The organism is Microbacterium sp. IO18 (genome assembly GCF_049099505.1).
In the GTDB taxonomy this organism is placed as follows: domain Bacteria; phylum Actinomycetota; class Actinomycetes; order Actinomycetales; family Microbacteriaceae; genus Microbacterium; species Microbacterium aurugineum.
Genome location: NZ_JBMJAF010000002.1, coordinates 60,035 through 77,475 on the forward strand (window position 1 = coordinate 60,035; position 17,441 = coordinate 77,475).

The window sequence follows — 17,441 nt, forward strand, 5'->3', positions numbered from 1 at the left end:
CCGCACCGGAGCGTTCGGAGCGTTCAGGCGTGATGAGGCTCGCAGTCCGACTTCTCAGCCGGCTCGATCTGGAAGGTCGAATGCTCGACATCGAAGTGATCGGCCAGGCACGCCTGCATGTCGGAGAGGAGCTGCGTCGACCTCCCGTCGGCGAACAGCTGCGGCTCGACGGTGACATGCGCCGTGAACACCGGCGCGCCCCGCGTGAGCTGCCACACATGCACATCGTGCACGCCGACCACACCGTCGTACCCCAGAAGGTGGGTGCGGATGTCGCTGACGGCGGTCCCCCTGGGCGCCGACTCGGCGAGGACCGAGAACACTTCGCGCAGCAGCGCGATCGCTCGCGGGATGATCATCGCCGCGATGAACAGGGAGGCGATCGCATCGGCCGGCATCCATCCCGTCAGGAGGATAACGATCGCGGCGACGATGACCGCGGCGGACCCGATCAGGTCACCCATCACCTCGAGATAAGCGCCGCGCACATTGATACTCGTGCGCTGCGCACGGCTGAGCAACCACATCGAGACGGCATTCGCCAGCAGGCCCACGACGGCGACCACGAGCATGAGCCCGCCGGCGACCTCGACGTCGCCGGGGTTCAGCAGGCGGCCGATGCCCTCGATCGCCACCCACGTGGCCAGGGCGATCAGGATCACGGCATTGATCAACGCGCCGAACACCTCGGCGCGTTGATACCCGAAGGTCCGTCGATCATCGGCTGGTCGCGCGGCCACGGTCGCGGCGATGAGCGCGATCACGAGCGCGGAGGCGTCCGTGAACATGTGCGCGGCGTCGGCGAGCAGGGCGAGCGAACCGGTCAGGATCGCACCGACGACCTGCACGACCATCACGGTCGCCGTGAGCGTCAGCGAGATCGCCAGCAGGCGTCGACTGTTGGCCGAACGGATGCCGCCGGCGGCGGGTGCGTGATCGTGCATGCCCCCAGGCTAGACCGGGAATCACAGCCGGAAAGCCTGTTCGCGCTAGTCGGGAAGGGTAACGATTCTCAGCGTCACCAGCGGTTCACCGACGGGTGCGCACGTAGGTGAGCACGACGCATCCGTTGTCGAAGGTCCGGGCTTCCTCGAGGTCGAACGACTTCGGCGCGAACGCGAACCTCGCCATCGGGATCCCGTCTCCCGCGATCACCGGATACTTCTTGACGATGAGGCGGTCGATCTCGTCGATCAGCGCTCCGGCGAGCACAGCGCCTCCGGCGAGGTAGATCCCCAGCCCGTCCTCGGCCTTCACCTGCCGCACGCGTTCGACCGGATCGGTGCGCACGATCTCGACGTTCGGATCCGCGGGATCGGCGAGCGTGCGGCTGAACACGATGGTGCGCAGGTGCGCGTACGGGTCGGTCACCCCCACCTGCAACGCCGGCTCGTAGGTCCGGCGCCCCATGAGGACCGTGTCGAACTGCGTCACCGGAGCGTCTGCCCCTCCGCGCCCCGCGCGGGCGAAGGTCGGCTGCACGTCGGCGAACTCCGTGCCGAGCGACTCGGCGAACGCCGGGGTGACGGGATAGAAGTCGACCTCGTCCGCGGGGCCCGCGATGAAGCCGTCGAGGGAGACACCGATGTAGTAGGTCAGTTCACGCATGCCGTCACGATAAGCACTACACGTGAAGTACGTCAACCGTAGTGGTTACGCTTCTTCGGCCGTCAGAGTGCAGCGAGCACCGGCAGCAGTTCCGCGAACGCACGCGCACGATGCGACTGCGACTGCTTCTCCTCCGCACTGAAGTCGCCCACCGTACGCTCCTCGCCGTGCGGCTGACCGTCGGGGATGAAGATCGGGTCGTAGCCGAAACCACCGCCACCGGACGCCTCGTGTGACAGACGCCCCGGCCACCGGCCTTCGACGACCCGCTCCCGGCCGTCGGGCATCACCAGGGCGATGGTCGAGGTGAAGTGCGCGGTCCGATGCGGGTCGGCGATGTCGCGCAGCTGATCCAGCAGGAGCGCGAGATTCGCCCCGGCATCCTTCTTCTGGCCCGCCCAGTACGCGGAGAAGACCCCGGGCGAACCGCCCAGGACGTCGACGCAGATACCGGAGTCGTCGGCCAGAGCGGGGAGCCCGGTGTGCGTCGCCGCCGCCCGCGCCTTGATCAGTGCGTTCTCGGCGAAGGTCACACCGTCCTCGACCGGTTCCGGGCCGTCGTAGCCGACGACCTCGAGGTCGGGTCGCGCCTGCGCGACGATCTGCTGGAACTCCGCGACCTTGTGCGGATTGTGCGTCGCGAGGACGACCTTCATCGTCATTCCCCCGCCAACGCGGCGAGCTGCTTGCCCTTCAGCTCGTCGCATCCGGACACCCCGAGCTCGAGCAGCGCATCCAGTTCGCGCTTGTCGAACGGCGCCCCCTCGGCTGTGCCCTGGACCTCGACGAACAGTCCGCGGCCCGTGACCACGACGTTCATGTCGGTCTCGGCGCGCACGTCCTCGACGTATGCCAGATCGAGCATGGGCTCGCCGTCGATGATCCCGACCGACACCGCGGCCACGGAGTCGAGCAGCGGCGTGGAGTTCTTGCCGATGAACTTCTTCTCGCGCCCCCACTCGATCGCGTCGGCCAGCGCGACGTATGCGCCGGTGATGGCCGCGGTGCGCGTGCCCCCGTCCGCCTGCAGCACGTCGCAGTCGATGACGATCGTGTTCTCACCGAGCGCCTTGGTGTCGACCACGGCGCGAAGGGCGCGACCGATGAGCCGGGAGATCTCGTGCGTGCGTCCGCCGATGCGCCCCTTCACGCTCTCGCGGTCGTTGCGACTGTTCGTGGCGCGCGGGAGCATGGCGTACTCGGCCGTGACCCACCCCTTGCCCTTGCCGGTCAACCAGCGCGGGACGCCGTTGGTGAACGAGGCGGTGCACAGCACCTTCGTGCCGCCGAAGCTGATCAGGGCCGAACCCTCGGCCTGTGCGCTCCAGCCGCGCTCGATGGTGATCTCACGCAGCTGATCGGTGGAACGGCCGTCGACGCGGACGATGTCGGTCATGTGCTTCTCTCGGGTCAGGGTGATGCGTCGAGTCGGGATGGCTCGACACGGTGTTACTCGAAGGTGTGCTCGGGAAGGGTGATCACGCCGGTCTGGACGAGCTGCACGTCGCGGACCTCCCGGCCCATCAGGCGATTGGCCAGCGCGGTGAAGTCATCGGCCGAGACGCCGGTGGCCTCGTAGACATAGGTGGCCGTGGCATCGGGCGACGCGAGCAGATCTCCCCGCACCAGCTGGCGGTAGACGTCGCCGGCGGTCTCATCGTCGCTGGAGACGAGCGTCACGCCCTCCCCCATCACGTAGCTGATCGCACCGCGCAGGAACGGATAGTGCGTGCAGCCGAGGACCAGGGTGTCGACGCCGGCGTCCCGCAGCGGGGCGAGGTACTCCTCGGCGACGGCGAGCACTTCGGGAGTACCGGTGATCCCCGCTTCGACGAACTCGACGAAGCGCGGACAGGCAGCCGTGAACACCTGCAGCCGCTCATTCACCTCGAGCATGTCCTGGTACGCGCGCGATCCGATCGTGCCGACCGTGCCGATCACGCCGACGCGCCCGTTCCTCGTGGTGGAGACGGCGCGGCGGACGGCGGGACCGATCACCTCGACCACCGGGATGTCGTAGCGCTCGCGTGCGTCGCGGAGCATGGCCGACGACGCGGTGTTGCACGCGATCACGAGCATCTTCACGCCCTGCTCGACGAGTGTGTCCAGCACCTCGAGGGAATAGCGACGCACGTCGGCGATGGGCTTGGGGCCGTAGGGGGAATGGGCGGTGTCGCCGATATAGACGAACGACTCACGGGGCAGCTGGGCGCGGATGGCCCGCGCCACCGTGAGCCCGCCGACACCGGAGTCGAAGATCCCGATGGGCGCGTCGTTCATGACTCCCCAGCCTACCCGCGTGCGCACCTCCGCGTGCATCAGCACGCTCAGTAAGCTGAGCGCATGACCACGTCGACGGCGCTGCTCACCGACCGCTACGAGCTGACGATGCTCGCTGCCTCGCTCCGCGACGGGACGGCTTTCCGCCCGAGCGTCTTCGAGCTCTTCTCCCGCCGACTCTCCGGCGGCCGCCGATTCGGAGTGGTCGCAGGCACCGGACGATTCCTCGAACTGCTGCGCGAGTTCCGCTTCGGTGACGACGAGCTTCGGTTCCTCCGCGACGAGCAGGTGGTGGACGCGACATCGCTGAAGCACCTCGAGGAGTACCGCTTCACGGGCACGATCCGGGGCTATCGAGAGGGCGAGCTCTACTTCCCCGGCTCCCCCATCCTCACCGTCGAGGGAACGTTCGCGGATGCCGTGGTGCTGGAGACACTCGCCCTGAGCGTGCTCAACCACGACTCCGCCGTGGCCACGGCCGCATCGCGGATGAGCATCGCCGCGGGCGAGCGTCCGCTGGCGGAGATGGGCTCGCGCCGTGCTGCCGAACGGTCCGCGGTCGCCGCCGCACGCGCCGCGTACATCGCAGGGTTCAGCGCCACCAGCAACCTCGAAGCGGGCCGGAGCTGGGGCATCCCGACGATGGGCACCGCCGCTCATTCCTGGACGCTCCTGCACGACACCGAGGAAGAGGCGTTCCGCGCACAGGTCGACAGCATGGGCGTCGGCACGACGCTGCTCGTCGACACCTACGACATCCGGAACGGGGTCGAGACCGCGATCCGCGTCGCGGGCACCGACCTGGGCGGCGTGCGTATCGATTCGGGCGATCTCCCGATCGTCGCCGGTGATGTGCGGGTGCAGCTCGACGAACTCGGGGCGACGTCCACGCGGATCACCGTGACGAGCGATCTCGACGAGTATGCGATCGCGGCACTCGCCGCGTCGCCGGTCGACGCCTACGGTGTCGGGACCTCGGTCGTCACCGGCTCCGGATACCCGACCGCGAGCATGGTCTACAAGCTCGTGGCACGGCAGGACGCGGCGGGGGCCTGGATCGCGGTCGCCAAGGCGTCCGCGGACAAGGCCTCGTACGGCGGACGCAAGGCTGCGTTCCGGACGCTCGTCGACGGCGTCGCGACCGCGGAGACGGTCGTGGTCTCCGACGGCTTCGAGGAGCTGGACACACCATCGGAGCATCCCGACGGCCGCCCGCTGCAGGTGACGTTCGTCGAGGCGGGCGACATCGACACCGCACACGAGGGGACGGAGGGAACGGCGGCCGCGCGGACGCACCACCTGCGGGTGCGCGAGGAGCTTCCCGTGCGCGCTCTCGCGCTCAGCAAGTCCGACCCGGCGATTCCCACCGTGTACGTCGAGGCCGACTGAGGTCAGCCGATCATCGACTCGTAGATCTCCTTGCACGTGGGGCAGATCGGGAACTTCTCCGGGTCACGACCCGGTGTCCACTTCTTGCCACACAGCGCGCGCACCGGCTTGCCGGTGATCGCAGACTCGAGGATCTTGTCCTTCTTCACATAATGCGAGAAGCGCTCATGGTCGCCCGGTTCGAGATTCTCCTCGCGGAGGAGCTCTTCCAGTTCGCGATCAAGCGTTGCCACGCCGCCCTGATCGGGGCTGTCCAGCGGAGTACTCATCCCGTGAGTCTAGCGGCGTCGAGCCCCTCGCGGGCGGGTGTCACGCGGTCTCGACGAACTCCATCAGCCGCTCACCGCTGCGCTCGAAGATGCGACCGCCGATGACTGCACCCGCGGCGAGGACGCCGAGGCCGATGAGAAGGCCGACCCAGAACGTCGCCGGCGCATACGCCGAACCCTCGACGATCGTGGCCGCGAACAGCCAGATCGTCGGGACACTGAGCACGATCGCGCCGAGGAACGCTGCAGCCGGCCCGTACGCACCGCGCGACGTCGGCCGCTGCGGCTGCTGGAACGGACTGTCGCCGGGACGGGAGACCGCGTACGGCGCGACCACCGAGACGATGCTCGAGATGCCCAGGGCGGAGAAGAGCAGGCTCGCTGCGAGGCCGCCGAGCGGAAGGAGCAGACTCCAGTCTCCGATCAGCAGCAGCGAGAGCGGTACCGCGATCGCGAGGACCGGAATCGCGACGAGCAGCACGGGAACCAGTCGACCGAGGCGATCGGGAAGCCCACGCACACCGCTCGCGACGTGGGTCCACAGTGCGGTCGAGTCGTAGGCGACGTCGTTGTGGGGCAGCCATCCGAAGAACAGTGCCATCACCGGCACCGGCACGAGCGCGGCGATCTCGACTGGCACACCGGCGACGATCAGCGGCAGCACCGTGAGCACACCGGCGACCGGGACGACGATGATGTTCATGATGTAGCGGCGATCCCGGAGCCAGTACACGAGGCTCCGCGAGGCGATCGCACCGAACGCGTTGGACGGCAGCAGCCCGAACCAGCCGAGTCCGGTGCGCTCTCTCGAGGCGACGGGACGCTCGGTGGTCGTGAGCAGGCGTCGCACGAGCCAGGTCCAGGCCGCCCAGAGGAGACCGACGGTGAGGACGGCGATGGTGCCGCTGACCCAGGCAGCCGCGGTCTCGCCCGCCGCGGACGCGAAGAGGAAGGCGGGCGACGCCGCGAACGGGGTGAACCCGAGCACGGTCGACAACGTCGACAAGGAATCAGGCACGAGCCCGTCCCAGCGCAGGGAGCCGAGGAACACCGCCACGGGGAACGCGATCACGAGCAGAGCGAGGGCGAACAACGCCGTGAGCTCGCGGGACCGACGCTCCGGCAGCAGCAGGGCGTTGATGGCCATGCCGATCCGCGATATGAGCACGGTCGTGAGGATGCCGACGATCGTCATCAGCACCGCGAGGGGCCAGGGCGTGCCGTCTCCGATCGCGACGATGCAGACGCTCGTGTAGACGGCGACGAGGGCGAGACTGGGCACACTGACGAATGAGGCGAGGGTGAGCACCCACGGCATCCGGCGCTCGTCCACACCGAACACGGCGAAGCGTCGCGGGTCGAGCGGGTCGACCGCGCCGACGAGGATCGGGCCCACGAGGAAACCCAGGAGCAGCGCGGCTCCGCCGAGCACCGTGACCGCCTGCGCGACCGGGACGGGCGCACCCGACAGCGTGAACACGGCGATGCACACCACGGTCGTGACCGCGATGACGGCCGCGAACACGAGGAGCGTCCGAAACCGGCGTTCGCCGCGGAGCGACCCGAGAAGGAGAGCGAGCCTCAGTCGGAGAACGTGTGCAGCCACTCGAGCCCCTCCACCTCACCGCTGGAGCCGGCAAGTTCGACGAAGCGCGCTTCGAGCGTCTGCCCTGCGCGCACCTCGTCGATCGTGCCCTCGGCGAGCACTTCACCGCCGACGATGATGGCCACCCGGGAGCAGACACGCTCGACTAGATCCATCCCATGACTGGAGAGGATCACGGTCCCGCCGTGCGAGACGTAGGCGCGCAGGATGTCCAGGATGACCGCGGAGGAGACCGGATCGACCGACTCGAACGGCTCATCCAGCACCAGGACGCGCGGCGAGTGGATCATCGCGCCGGCGAGCATGATCTTCTTCGTCATACCCGCCGAGTAGTCCGAAACGACCCGGCTGAGAGCGTCACCGAGGTCGAATGCGCGGGCGAGATCGGCCGCACGCTTCTCGATCACGTCGGCGGAGAGCCCCCGAAGGAGTCCGTAGTAGTAGAGGAGCTGGCGTCCGGTGAGCCGGTCGAACGTCCGCAGCCGGTCGGGCAGCACGCCCATGAGCCGTTTCGCGGCCTGCGGCTGCGCGGCCTGGTCGACACCGCAGATCGTGACGCTGCCTTCATCGGCCCGCAGAAGGCCTGCGACGATCGAGAGCGTGGTCGTCTTGCCCGCACCGTTGGGACCGACGACTCCGTAGAACGAACCCGCAGGCACCGAGAGGTCGATCCCGCCGACCGCCCGGTTGTCGCCGAACTGCTTGACGAGGCCGCGGACGCTGACCGCTTCCCCGGCGGACGTCGCGTCGGTCCGTCCCGGGGCGTCGACCACCGCATCATCGGAGTCGGCGACAGCCTCGACGACTTCGAGCGTCGTCACCTCGTCGGCTGCGTCGGCCTCGGCGACGAGCGTCTGCTCGGCGTGGTCCTCACCGCTCTCCGTTCCGGGCGTCTCCTGGTCGTCCACGGCCGGAACCGCAGCCACGGAGGCATCCGTCGTCGCCGATTCGGCCTCGGGGGCGGACTCGAGCTCGGACGACGGAGCAGACTCGGTCGCCGGAGCAGACTCGGTCGCCGGGGCAGACTCGGTCGCCGGGGCAGACTCGGTCACCGGCGAGTCTTCGATCACGAGCGCGGCATCGGTCTGCGCGGCCTTCACGTCATCGGCCTCGGCCTTCGCCTTCGCCGCAGCCGCCCTCGCCGCCGCCGACTTCTTCGCTGCCGTGGTCTTCGCTGCAGCCGTCTTCGCGGTCGCCGCGCGGGCGGTGGACTTGGTGGCGGCCGACTTGGCGGCTGCGGTCTTCGCCGCCGCCGTCTTCGCGGCCGTGGACTTCGTCGCGGGCGTCTTTCCCGCAGCCTTCGGCGCAGCGGCCTTCGCCCCGGTGACGGCGGCCCGCGGTGCGGCGACACGCACGGCCGCGGCGCGGTCCGAGGCAGCCGTCGATCCGGAGGACTTCGTCGCGGCAGCTCGCGAGGCGGTGTTCTTCGCCGCTGCCTTCCGCGCGTCCGCTGCGGTTCGCGCGGTGCTGGTCGTCTTCGCGGGCTGCTCGTCCATCGCCTTCGGCAACGGCTCGACCACGACCTCGGCAGTCGGGGCGGCCTTCTCCGCCGCAGCCTTTGTCGTCGTGGACTTCGCGGGAGCCTTCACGGAAGTCTTCGCGGCGGTTTTCGAGGTCGCGGGCTTCTTCGCCGCGCCGGTCTTCGTCGTGCTGGTCTTCGTCGTGCTGGTCTTCGTCGGCGTCGTCCCCGAGGTACGTGCGGTCGTCGGCTTCGTGGCCGCCGACTTCTTGGCGGCAGGTTCCGTGGCCGCGGGCTTCTTGGGAGCGGGCTTCTTGGCCGCAGCTTTCTTGGGCGCGGACTTCTTGGGAGCGGGCTTCTCGGCATCCATCGACGCCTCCGAGGCCTGCGTGGACGATGCCGAACTGCTCACCGACGTGTCCCGCGGGAAGGCTTCGGTATCGTCCACCTGGGCGGTGCGGTCGTCAGGGGAGGAAGTCACCGTCCTACGGTATCAAGGGGTGGGCGCAAGCCAAGCCGCCGCGCAACAAACCGCCGCCGGATCCCCGCGATCCGGGGCGATCGCGCTCCGTGTGCGAGCCTGTGCGTCCGGTGTGTACTCGGTCACGAAATGGCAACGGGAGCCTTCGCACCCCGAGCTTCCCAGCCTGAATCGCTACCATGAACGCGGCACGACGAAGTGTCTGGTCGGTGAACCGACCGTGAACACAACTTCCTTTAGGAGCACTCGTGACTCTTCAGACCGTCATCCTCGCCGCCGGCATGGGCTCGCGCCTCGGGCGCGCGCTGCCGAAGCCGCTCACCGAACTGAGCGACGGCCGCACGATCATGGGCCAGCAGCACGACAACATCCGCGCCGCCTTCGGGTCCGACGCGCGCATCACGACCGTGGTCGGCTACCGCGCAGAGACCATCATCGAAGCCTTTCCCCAGGTCAACTACGTCCACAACGAGCGCTACGACGAGACGAACACGTCGAAGAGCCTGCTGCGCGCTCTCGGCGCCACCGGCAAGGGCGGCGTGCTGTGGATGAACGGCGATGTGGTCTTCGACCCGATGATCCTCGGCCGCGCGGCCGCCTACATCGAGCGCGACCAGTCGTTCGTGACCGTCAACACCTCGAAGGTCAGCGACGAAGAGGTGAAGTACACGGTCACGGCCGAGGGCTTCATCAAGGAGCTCTCCAAGACCGTCAAGGGCGGGCTCGGCGAGGCGGTCGGCATCAACTACATCTCGTCCACGCACAAGAAGGCGTTCATGCGCCAGCTGCAGCGCGTCGAGGACCAGGACTACTTCGAGCGCGGCCTCGAGCTCGCCATCGCGGAAGACGCCCTGCTGCTCGAGCCGATGGATGTCTCCGACCTGTACGCGGTCGAGGTCGACTTCGCGGAAGACCTCGAGCGGGCGAACCTCTTCGTCTGATCTGATCCGTCGTGCGAAAGCCCGGTTCCCTCGAGGGACCGGGCTTTCGGCGTTTTCGCGGCCGAGCTTCGTAAGATCGCTCCATGGCTCGCCAGGTGCACAAGATCCACTCGTTGCCGGATGACGCTCCGTGGGACAAGGGCGTGCCCCCTTCCGGGTCTTCCGAGCACCCGATGATGGTACGCGGCCTCGACCGCGTGCTCTCGATCCAGCGCCCGCTCGTGCTCGCGCACATCCGCAGCATCCGTCTTCGCCACCCTCAGGCCACGCCCACCGAGATCATCCGGATCCTCGAACGCCGCTATCTCGCCGCCGTGACCACCGGTGGTGCCGCGGTGGGCGCGACCGCCGTCGTTCCCGGCATCGGCACCGGCGTGACTCTCGCGCTGTCCGGTGTCGAGACCGTGGGCTTCGTGGAGTCGACGGCCCTGTTCGCGCAGTCGGTCGCCGAGGTGCACGGCATCGCGGTCGCCAACCCCGACCGTGCGCGCGCCCTGGTGATGACCTTGATGCTCGGCAAGGAGGGCGTCGATCTGGTCGGTCAGCTCGCCGGGCAGGTAGCCGGACGCGGCGGGAGCAGATCGTCGTACTGGGGTGAACTCGTCACGAAGTCGCTCCCCCGCGCCGCCGTCGGCCCACTGGTCGATCAGCTCAAGAGCATGTTCGTGAAGCAGTTCGCCGCGAAGGGCGGCGCCTCCATGATCGGCAAGGCCCTCCCGTTCGGCGTCGGCGCAGCCATCGGCGGGGCAGGGAACAACATCCTCGGCCGTCGCGTGCTCACGACCTCGCACAAGGCTTTCGGTGCGGCTCCGATCGATCTGCCGCTCGAGCTCGAACCGGTGCCGGGAGCGGAGAAGCTCGAGCTGCGGATGCTCCGCGGCGCGCGGTATGCCGGCAACGCCGTGGCCGGTGCGGCAGGAACGACCGTCCGCGGAGTCGGCTGGGTCGGTCGCAAGGCCCTCTCCCTCGGCCGTTCCCCGAAGTCGGACCCGGAGTTGGAGGAGAACGATCCCGCGAAAACCGCCGACGTGAAGCGGGAGAACGACGCCCCGACGGCAGCGGATGCGGACGCCGCACACTGAGCACTGCGCGTAGGTCGCCAAAGGATCGGCCGACCCGTTGTGCCGAGCATCCAACAGACCGGGCCGACCCGGCGCTAGGGTGGAATCCGTGACGGACAAGCCCGACCTCTTTACCACCGCCGGCAAGATCGCGGATCTGCGCGCTCGCTACACCGAAGCCGTCGTCGACGCAGAAGCCAAGGCGAAGGAGAAGCAGCACGCCAAGGGCAAGATGACCGCCCGTGAGCGCATCGAACTGCTCGTCGACCCCGGAAGCTTCGTCGAGTTCGACGAGTATGTGCGCCACCGCACCACCGCCTTCGGCATGGACCGCTCCCGCCCCTACGGCGACTCGGTCGTCACCGGTGTCGGCACGATCAACGGGCGCACCGTCGCGGTGTACTCGCAGGACTTCTCGACCTTCGGCGGCTCACTCGGCGAAGTCGCCGGCGAGAAGATCGTGAAGATCATGGAGTTCGCCCTCGCCGGCGGGATGCCCTGCATCGGCATCCTCGACTCAGGCGGTGCGCGTATCCAGGAGGGCGTCGTCGCCCTCGGCAAGTACGGCGAGATCTTCCGCCTCAACACCCGCGCCTCCGGCGTGATCCCTCAGATCTCCATCATCATGGGCCCCGCGGCCGGTGGCGCCGTGTACTCCCCCGCGCTCACGGACTTCGTCATCATGGTCGACAAGACCAGCCAGATGTTCGTCACCGGTCCCGACGTGATCAAGACCGTGACCGGCGAGGACGTCGGCATGGAGGAACTCGGCGGCGCGCTCACGCACAACACGCGCTCGGGCGTCGCGCACTACCTCGCCGAGGACGAAGACGACGCGATCGACTACGCGCGCACGCTGCTGAGCTTCCTTCCGGACAACAACATGGCGGAGCTGCCCTCGTACGAGAGCACCTTCGAGTTCGAGACCACCGACGCCGACCGTGTGCTGAACACGATCGTCCCCGACTCCACGAACCAGCCGTACGACATCCACACCGTCATCGAGCACGTGGTCGACGAGGGCGACTTCCTCGAGGTGCAGCCGCTGTTCGCCCCGAACATCGTGATCGGGTTCGGCCGCATCGAGGGCCGCTCCGTCGGCATCATCGCGAATCAGCCGTCGCAGATGGCCGGAACGCTGAACATCGAAGCCGGCGAGAAGGCGAGCCGCTTCGTCCGGTTCTGCGACGCGTTCTCCATCCCGATCGTCACCCTCGTCGACGTCCCCGGTTACCTGCCGGGAACCGACCAGGAGTGGACGGGTGTCATCCGCCGCGGCGCGAAGCTGCTCTACGCCTACGCGGAGGCCACGGTCCCGCTCGTCACGGTGATCCTGCGCAAGGCCTACGGCGGCGCGTACATCGTGATGGGATCGAAGCAGCTCGGCGCCGACGTGAACCTCGCCTGGCCGACGGCGGAGATCGCCGTCATGGGCGGGCAGGGTGCTGTGAACATCCTGTACCGCGGCGAGATCAAGAAGGCCGAGGACGCCGGCGAAGACGTCGCCGCCGTGCGCACCCGCCTGGCGAACGAGTACACGTACAACGTCGCCTCACCGTTCCTCGCGGCGGAGCGCGGAGAGCTCGACGGCATCATCGAGCCGGCGAACACGCGCGTGTCGATCGCGAAGGCACTGCGTGCGCTGCGGGGCAAGCGCGCCGAGCTTCCGCCGAAGAAGCATGGGAACATCCCGCTGTGACCGCACGGGAGGCCGGGGCCGACGCATCGGAGCAGGCGGCGTCGATGCTCACGATCACGCGCGGTTCAGCCACTGAAGAAGAGCTGGCCGCACTCATCGCGGTGATCAGCGAGGCCTATGCGTCCGAAGCGGCGGACGCCGTGGCCGATGAGCCGACCGTGTCCGCCTGGACCCGCACGCAGCGTCCGCTCCGGCGTCCGCTGCGCCGTGACATCCCGTGGGGGCGCTTCTCCGGGTGACGCCCCCGGCCTGCGCCTCGTGCGTCAGGCGGTGAGAGCTCAGCCGTCGAGCAGGAGCCCCGAGGCGCGGGGACTGAGCACGGAGTCGAGCACCACGCAGCCGGCGCCCACCGCGCCCACGTCGTCGCCGACGACCGTCCCGTCGACGGGCAGCGTGCGCACCGCCCGTGTCGCGCTCGCCCGATCGAGGCGACCGGGGATCTCGCTGAGGTACACCTCCGCGAGCCGCGACCAGAACGGGCCTCCGAACACGACGCGGTCCACGTCGAGCATGTTCGCGAGCGCGGCGGTCAGGACGGACATGTGCACAGCCGCCTGCCGCAGCACGGCCAGAGCGGCGACGTCGTCGCGGCCGGCACGCTCGCAGAGCTCCCCGAAGCGCTCGTCGACGGACTCGACATCGCTCGCCTCGCGATCGTCCTGGAACACCCCCGCACGCTCCGCCTGTTCGACGATGGCCTGTGGCGTGCAGACGACCTCGACGCATCCCCGAGAACCGCAGGTGCACCGCGGACCGTCCGGATCCACGATCACGTGCCCGACCTCTCCGATGTTGCGTGTGCTCCCGGGCACGACCTCCCCCTCCCTGGCGAGGGCGGCCCCGATCCCGGTACCCAGATAGATGAAGACGAACGAATCGTCGGCCGACGCGCGCCGCGTCCACAGTTCGCCCGACGCAGCGGCAGTCGTGTCCTTCTCGATCAGCACGGGAAGACCGGTCGCTTCGGCGAGCACCGCACGCAGCCGCACCCGGTGCCAGCCGAGCAGCTTCGGCGGGTCGATCACCGTGCCCTTCTCCGCATCGAGGGGCCCGGGGGCGGCGACTCCCACCCCGGCGATCCGGTCCCGGTCCACGTCCGCCTCGGCGATCAAGGCGTCGATGGTGGCCGCCATGGCGGAGATGATCCACCGCGGATCCTTCGCCGGGGTGCGTATGCTCTTCCGACGCACGACGGCGCCGGACAGGTCGAGCAGGACGAAGGTCATGATGGCGGGGTCGAGGTGCACCCCCACCGCGAAGCGACTGTCCGGGACGAGCCGCAGGGTCACGCGGGGTTTGCCCGGACCGTTGATGGTGCGCCCCGCCTCACGGATGAATCCATCATCGAGGAGTCGGCGGGTGATGTTCGTCACCGTCTGTGCGGACAGCCCGGTGGCGGAGGCGAGTTCGATGCGGCTCAGCCCTTCCCCGGACTGTCGGATCGCCTCCAGGACAACGGACTGATTGAAGTCCCCCATCCGCGGAAGGTTGGTTCCCCGACGCGTTCCCATCGTCCTATGATCCCTCATCGAGCGAGAAATCGTGTCCCCCAAAATACCTACAGACAACGAATGGAAGAACCCCCAGACTGGAGGAGACGCTTCGCGTTCGGCTGGTCTCTCTGTCCCAGGGTAGACAGACGCTGATCGGCCACCAGCGGACGGTTTTCGGGTAACTGTCCGCACGGCGAGGGGCTGGCGACAACGCCGCCCCTCGCCCACTCTCCTCATCCTGTCGGGAGCGCGGCGTCCTCAGACGGCTTCGGCCTCCCGAGCGATCTCATGCCACAGGTCGACTGCGTCATCGTCGCCCGAGGCACGCGTCCCCGCACGCCCGACGACGGTCACCGCGACACGGGCATCGCGAGCCGAACGGATGATGAGCCGCGCGCTCTGCGCCTGCATGAGCACGGAGGCGAGCTCGTCCCGGATCTCGCTGCGTCGCGCTTCGTCGATGCCGTCGAATCCGCCCTCGTCGAAGACCGTGACGACGGCGCCGCGCAGACGGGCGGCGTCGATCGCGTTGCGCACGGCGTCGTTGAGCAGATCCGCTCCGCGCAGCTCGTCGCGCAGCCGCCCCTCGGCGAGGCGCGCTTCGAGTCGCTCCCGGTCGTCGAGGGCGCCACGGGAGGCGACGACACGACCGAGCACCGGCCCGGCGACCGCCAGGGCGAACTGCGTGCGCAGACGCCTCTCCCGCTGGCGCACGCTCTGGGTGGCGTGCCAGGCCGAGACCGCCTGCTGGATCTCGGCGAGCCGTTCGGTGTCGCGCACCGCGCGATCCCAGAACATCACGAGGAGTCGGGCGACGACGATCCACATGATCGAGCCGACCAGGCCGAGGGTGAGCGCCACGCCGATCCCGAGGTATGCCGAGGAGGCCGCGACGAGAACCGCGAGCGTCAGCCAGCCGATCAGGAACCGACGGCGGACGATGCATACGACACCGAGGAGCCCGAGCCCGCCGATGTACCAGGTGGCGAAAGGGGCGGTGCGGTCGGCGGGCTCCAGAGAGAACGTGACCAGGGCGGGGATGAGGGCACTCGCGAGCAGGGCCAGCACCGCCGACCACAGAGGCATCCGCACAGACGTCGCGTCGCCCAGGATCGCGATGTTCACGGCCACGAGGTAGATGCCGATCGCGACGATCATCAACAACGGCGCCGTCGGCTGCTCGATCCACCAGATCGCGCGCGCGGCGAAGTACAGCGCGAACCCCACGGCGAGCGAGGTGGCGACGCTGCGGACGGTCCGGTTCACGAGCGCTCCCACCCCAGCACGACGGTCGTGCCCTGCTCATCGGATCGGATGTCCGCGGTGCCGGCGACTCCGGCCATGCGGGCGAAGATGGAGGCGCGGATCCCGAGCCGGTCGGCGCCGATCGCCGTGATGTCGAAACCCGGCCCCGTGTCCGACACGGTCACGGAGATCCCTCGGTCACCACACGCCTCGACGATGATGTGCAACCCGCGGCTGTTCGCGTGGGACACGGCGTTCCCGATCGCCTGCCGTGCGGCCAGCACGAGGGCTCGCGCCGCCCGTCCGGGGATCATTCCGATCCCGCCGCGCTCCTCGACGATCGCGTCGGCACCGAGCTCCGAGAGCGAACGGCGGAGTTCGACCACGATCTGCGCGATCCCCACGGGCTCGTCGGTGCCCTCCTGGGACACGGCGGCTTCCGTGTTCGCGAGACGTGTGAGAGCCTCCCGAGCCATCGCGACCGCGAGCTCCTCCGCCCGCTCCCCCTCCGCCCGCTCGGCGGCGATCAACGCCGCGAGGACGCTGTCATGCATGAGCGCCGACATCGCCACGCGTTCCTCCTCGGCCGCGGCGGCAGCGGCTGCGGTGGAGTAGGAGGCGACGGCTTGCCCTCGTGCCTCGTCGACGCCGGCTGCGACGGAGCGGAACATCCAGCCGAGCGAGATGATCACCACGCCGAGGATGAGCGTGAAGGAGACATCGAAGGCGGTCGTGACCCAGAACTCCCGCGAGAACTCGCCCTGCACGAGACGCACGTAACCGTAGACGAACGGCATCACGGCCGCCCACGCGAACTGGAGCCGGAGGGGGAACGCGAGCATCGCCGCGACCACCCCCACGTTCACGAGGAAGAAGATCCAGGGCTGATCGCCGGCACTCTTGTCGGCGGGGTCCACGACCGTCGGCCACGCGGCGAGCGCCAGCAGGTAGACCACGGCGAAGAGGCCCGAGAAGGTGCGCACGCCGCGGCCGACCAGGCAGGCGACCAGCATCGCCGCGAGCGGGACGAACACCACGACGACCATCACGATGTGCACCACGTCCGCCTGGGACAGGGTGTTCACCGCGGCGAACAGCGCCTGGGCGCCCAAGGCCGAGGATCCGATCGCGACGACGATCGCGAGGATCCGCTCCATGCGTTTGCCCGTGAATCGCTCGAACTCGGTCTCCGTGCTGCCCGGAGACGGGATCTTGCTCCAGGCATCGCGGATGCTGAGCGGATCAGCGGGCACTCGACGCCCCGTCTGCCGCGACGATGCCGTCCTCCATCGCTCGACGGAGGAGATCGACCTTCGTGGGTGCGGGCCGACCGACCTCGACGTACTTGACGCGTACGCGCGTGATGTTCTCCTTGGCGGTCGAGTAGGCGACGCCGAGACGCTCGGCGACCGCCTTCAGCGGAAGGCCCGCGGCATACAGCCGGAGCACCTCCCGCTCCCGGCTGGAGAGCTGCGCGTCGGCGAAGGCCCGGTCACCGTCGACGGCACTGGCCCATTCGACGTTATTGAGCGCTTCGCCCTGAGCGACGGTCCGGATCGCATCCATCACGTCATCGAGAGCGGACGACTTGCTGACGACCCCTGCGGCACCGGCGGACAGAGCCTCACGCACGGCCGCGGGACGGTCGGCGACGCTGTGGATGACCACGCTCGCGCCGTCGTTCACCAGCGATGACACGTTCTCGGTCACGGTGCTGCCGTCGCCCAGGGTGAGGTCGAGGACCACGACGTCGGCAGGAGCGGCAGACGCCGAGGCCCGCCATTCCAGGTACGACACGACCGTGCTCCCGGAGAAGACCACCGTCTGCGAGTCGCGCGCGCACGCGGCCTCGAGGCCGAGGCGAACGGACTCGTGATCGTCGATGAGTGCGACCCTGCTCATCCACCCAG

General features: G+C 68.8%; 17 protein-coding genes. 5 read left to right on the plus strand and 12 right to left on the minus strand.

The window, feature by feature from the left end; all coding sequences use genetic code 11:
• Positions 1-23: 23 nt before the first annotated feature.
• The 5 genes from ACLF6J_RS11915 to murI all read right to left on the minus strand — a co-directional run bounded on the left by ACLF6J_RS11915 (position 24) and on the right by murI (position 3,888).
• The gene (locus tag ACLF6J_RS11915) at positions 24-944 is read right to left on the minus strand and encodes a cation diffusion facilitator family transporter (protein WP_134351726.1); all 921 of its coding nucleotides are present in this window, start codon (positions 942-944) and stop codon (positions 24-26) included.
• Positions 945-1,029: 85 nt separating this feature from the next.
• Positions 1,030-1,608, minus strand: a complete 579-nt coding sequence (locus tag ACLF6J_RS11920; RefSeq protein WP_134351728.1) for a dihydrofolate reductase family protein — start codon at positions 1,606-1,608, stop codon at positions 1,030-1,032.
• Between the two features lie 62 nt (positions 1,609-1,670).
• Positions 1,671-2,270: an RdgB/HAM1 family non-canonical purine NTP pyrophosphatase gene (gene rdgB, locus ACLF6J_RS11925; protein WP_134351730.1), complete on the minus strand. Its 600-nt coding sequence runs from the start codon at positions 2,268-2,270 to the stop codon at positions 1,671-1,673.
• Complete coding sequence (rph, locus tag ACLF6J_RS11930) at positions 2,267-3,004, minus strand: ribonuclease PH (protein WP_131492658.1); 738 nt, start codon at positions 3,002-3,004, stop codon at positions 2,267-2,269. The genes rdgB and rph overlap by 4 nt, the downstream gene beginning before the upstream one ends.
• Positions 3,005-3,057: 53 nt before the next feature.
• Positions 3,058-3,888 carry a glutamate racemase gene (murI, locus tag ACLF6J_RS11935; protein WP_131492660.1) on the minus strand — a complete coding sequence of 277 codons (831 nt, stop codon included), beginning with the start codon at positions 3,886-3,888 and terminating at the stop codon, positions 3,058-3,060.
• Positions 3,889-3,951: 63 nt separating this feature from the next.
• Between murI and ACLF6J_RS11940 the strand changes: the two genes are divergently transcribed.
• A complete protein-coding gene (locus ACLF6J_RS11940) occupies positions 3,952-5,277 on the plus strand; it encodes a nicotinate phosphoribosyltransferase (RefSeq protein WP_134351732.1) in 1,326 nt (441 codons plus the stop codon).
• 2 nt (positions 5,278-5,279) lie between these two features.
• Here ACLF6J_RS11940 and ACLF6J_RS11945 read toward each other — a convergent pair whose 3' ends face one another.
• The 3 genes from ACLF6J_RS11945 to ACLF6J_RS11955 are packed head-to-tail and all read right to left on the minus strand — an operon-like array spanning position 5,280 to position 9,092.
• Entirely contained in the window at positions 5,280-5,546 is a 267-nt protein-coding gene (locus tag ACLF6J_RS11945; RefSeq protein ID WP_026049764.1) for a DUF3039 domain-containing protein, read from the minus strand.
• Positions 5,547-5,586: 40 nt separating this feature from the next.
• Complete coding sequence (locus ACLF6J_RS11950; RefSeq protein WP_134351734.1) at positions 5,587-7,152, minus strand: hypothetical protein; 1,566 nt, start codon at positions 7,150-7,152, stop codon at positions 5,587-5,589.
• Positions 7,128-9,092: an ABC transporter ATP-binding protein gene (locus tag ACLF6J_RS11955; protein ID WP_244093476.1), complete on the minus strand. Its 1,965-nt coding sequence runs from the start codon at positions 9,090-9,092 to the stop codon at positions 7,128-7,130. The genes ACLF6J_RS11950 and ACLF6J_RS11955 overlap by 25 nt, the downstream gene beginning before the upstream one ends.
• 248 nt (positions 9,093-9,340) lie before the next feature.
• Here ACLF6J_RS11955 and ACLF6J_RS11960 point away from each other — a divergent pair, with 248 nt between their 5' ends.
• The 4 genes from ACLF6J_RS11960 (at position 9,341) to ACLF6J_RS11975 (ending at position 13,032) form a co-directional block, all read left to right on the plus strand.
• A complete protein-coding gene (locus ACLF6J_RS11960) occupies positions 9,341-10,033 on the plus strand; it encodes an NTP transferase domain-containing protein (RefSeq protein WP_047523569.1) in 693 nt (230 codons plus the stop codon).
• 83 nt (positions 10,034-10,116) lie between these two features.
• A complete protein-coding gene (locus tag ACLF6J_RS11965; RefSeq protein ID WP_244093477.1) occupies positions 10,117-11,115 on the plus strand; it encodes a hypothetical protein in 999 nt (332 codons plus the stop codon).
• A gap of 88 nt (positions 11,116-11,203) precedes the next feature.
• On the plus strand, positions 11,204-12,793 hold the full coding sequence (locus ACLF6J_RS11970) for an acyl-CoA carboxylase subunit beta (RefSeq protein WP_372491404.1): 1,590 nt from the start codon (positions 11,204-11,206) through the stop codon (positions 12,791-12,793).
• Positions 12,790-13,032 carry an acyl-CoA carboxylase subunit epsilon gene (locus ACLF6J_RS11975; RefSeq protein WP_231555063.1) on the plus strand — a complete coding sequence of 81 codons (243 nt, stop codon included), beginning with the start codon at positions 12,790-12,792 and terminating at the stop codon, positions 13,030-13,032. Before ACLF6J_RS11970 ends, ACLF6J_RS11975 begins: the two co-directional genes overlap by 4 nt.
• Positions 13,033-13,071: 39 nt before the next feature.
• Here the strand turns inward: ACLF6J_RS11975 and ACLF6J_RS11980 are convergent, their stop codons facing one another.
• The 4 genes from ACLF6J_RS11980 to ACLF6J_RS11995 form a co-directional block, all read right to left on the minus strand.
• Positions 13,072-14,271 carry an ROK family transcriptional regulator gene (locus tag ACLF6J_RS11980; protein WP_134353857.1) on the minus strand — a complete coding sequence of 400 codons (1,200 nt, stop codon included), beginning with the start codon at positions 14,269-14,271 and terminating at the stop codon, positions 13,072-13,074.
• A gap of 273 nt (positions 14,272-14,544) precedes the next feature.
• Positions 14,545-15,552: a hypothetical protein gene (locus tag ACLF6J_RS11985; RefSeq protein ID WP_244093478.1), complete on the minus strand. Its 1,008-nt coding sequence runs from the start codon at positions 15,550-15,552 to the stop codon at positions 14,545-14,547.
• Positions 15,549-16,784 carry an ATP-binding protein gene (locus tag ACLF6J_RS11990; RefSeq protein WP_134351740.1) on the minus strand — a complete coding sequence of 412 codons (1,236 nt, stop codon included), beginning with the start codon at positions 16,782-16,784 and terminating at the stop codon, positions 15,549-15,551. The genes ACLF6J_RS11985 and ACLF6J_RS11990 overlap by 4 nt, the downstream gene beginning before the upstream one ends.
• Positions 16,774-17,433, minus strand: coding sequence for a response regulator transcription factor (locus ACLF6J_RS11995; RefSeq protein ID WP_047523572.1), 660 nt, complete (start codon positions 17,431-17,433; stop codon positions 16,774-16,776). Before ACLF6J_RS11995 ends, ACLF6J_RS11990 begins: the two co-directional genes overlap by 11 nt.
• Positions 17,434-17,441: the final 8 nt, after the last annotated feature.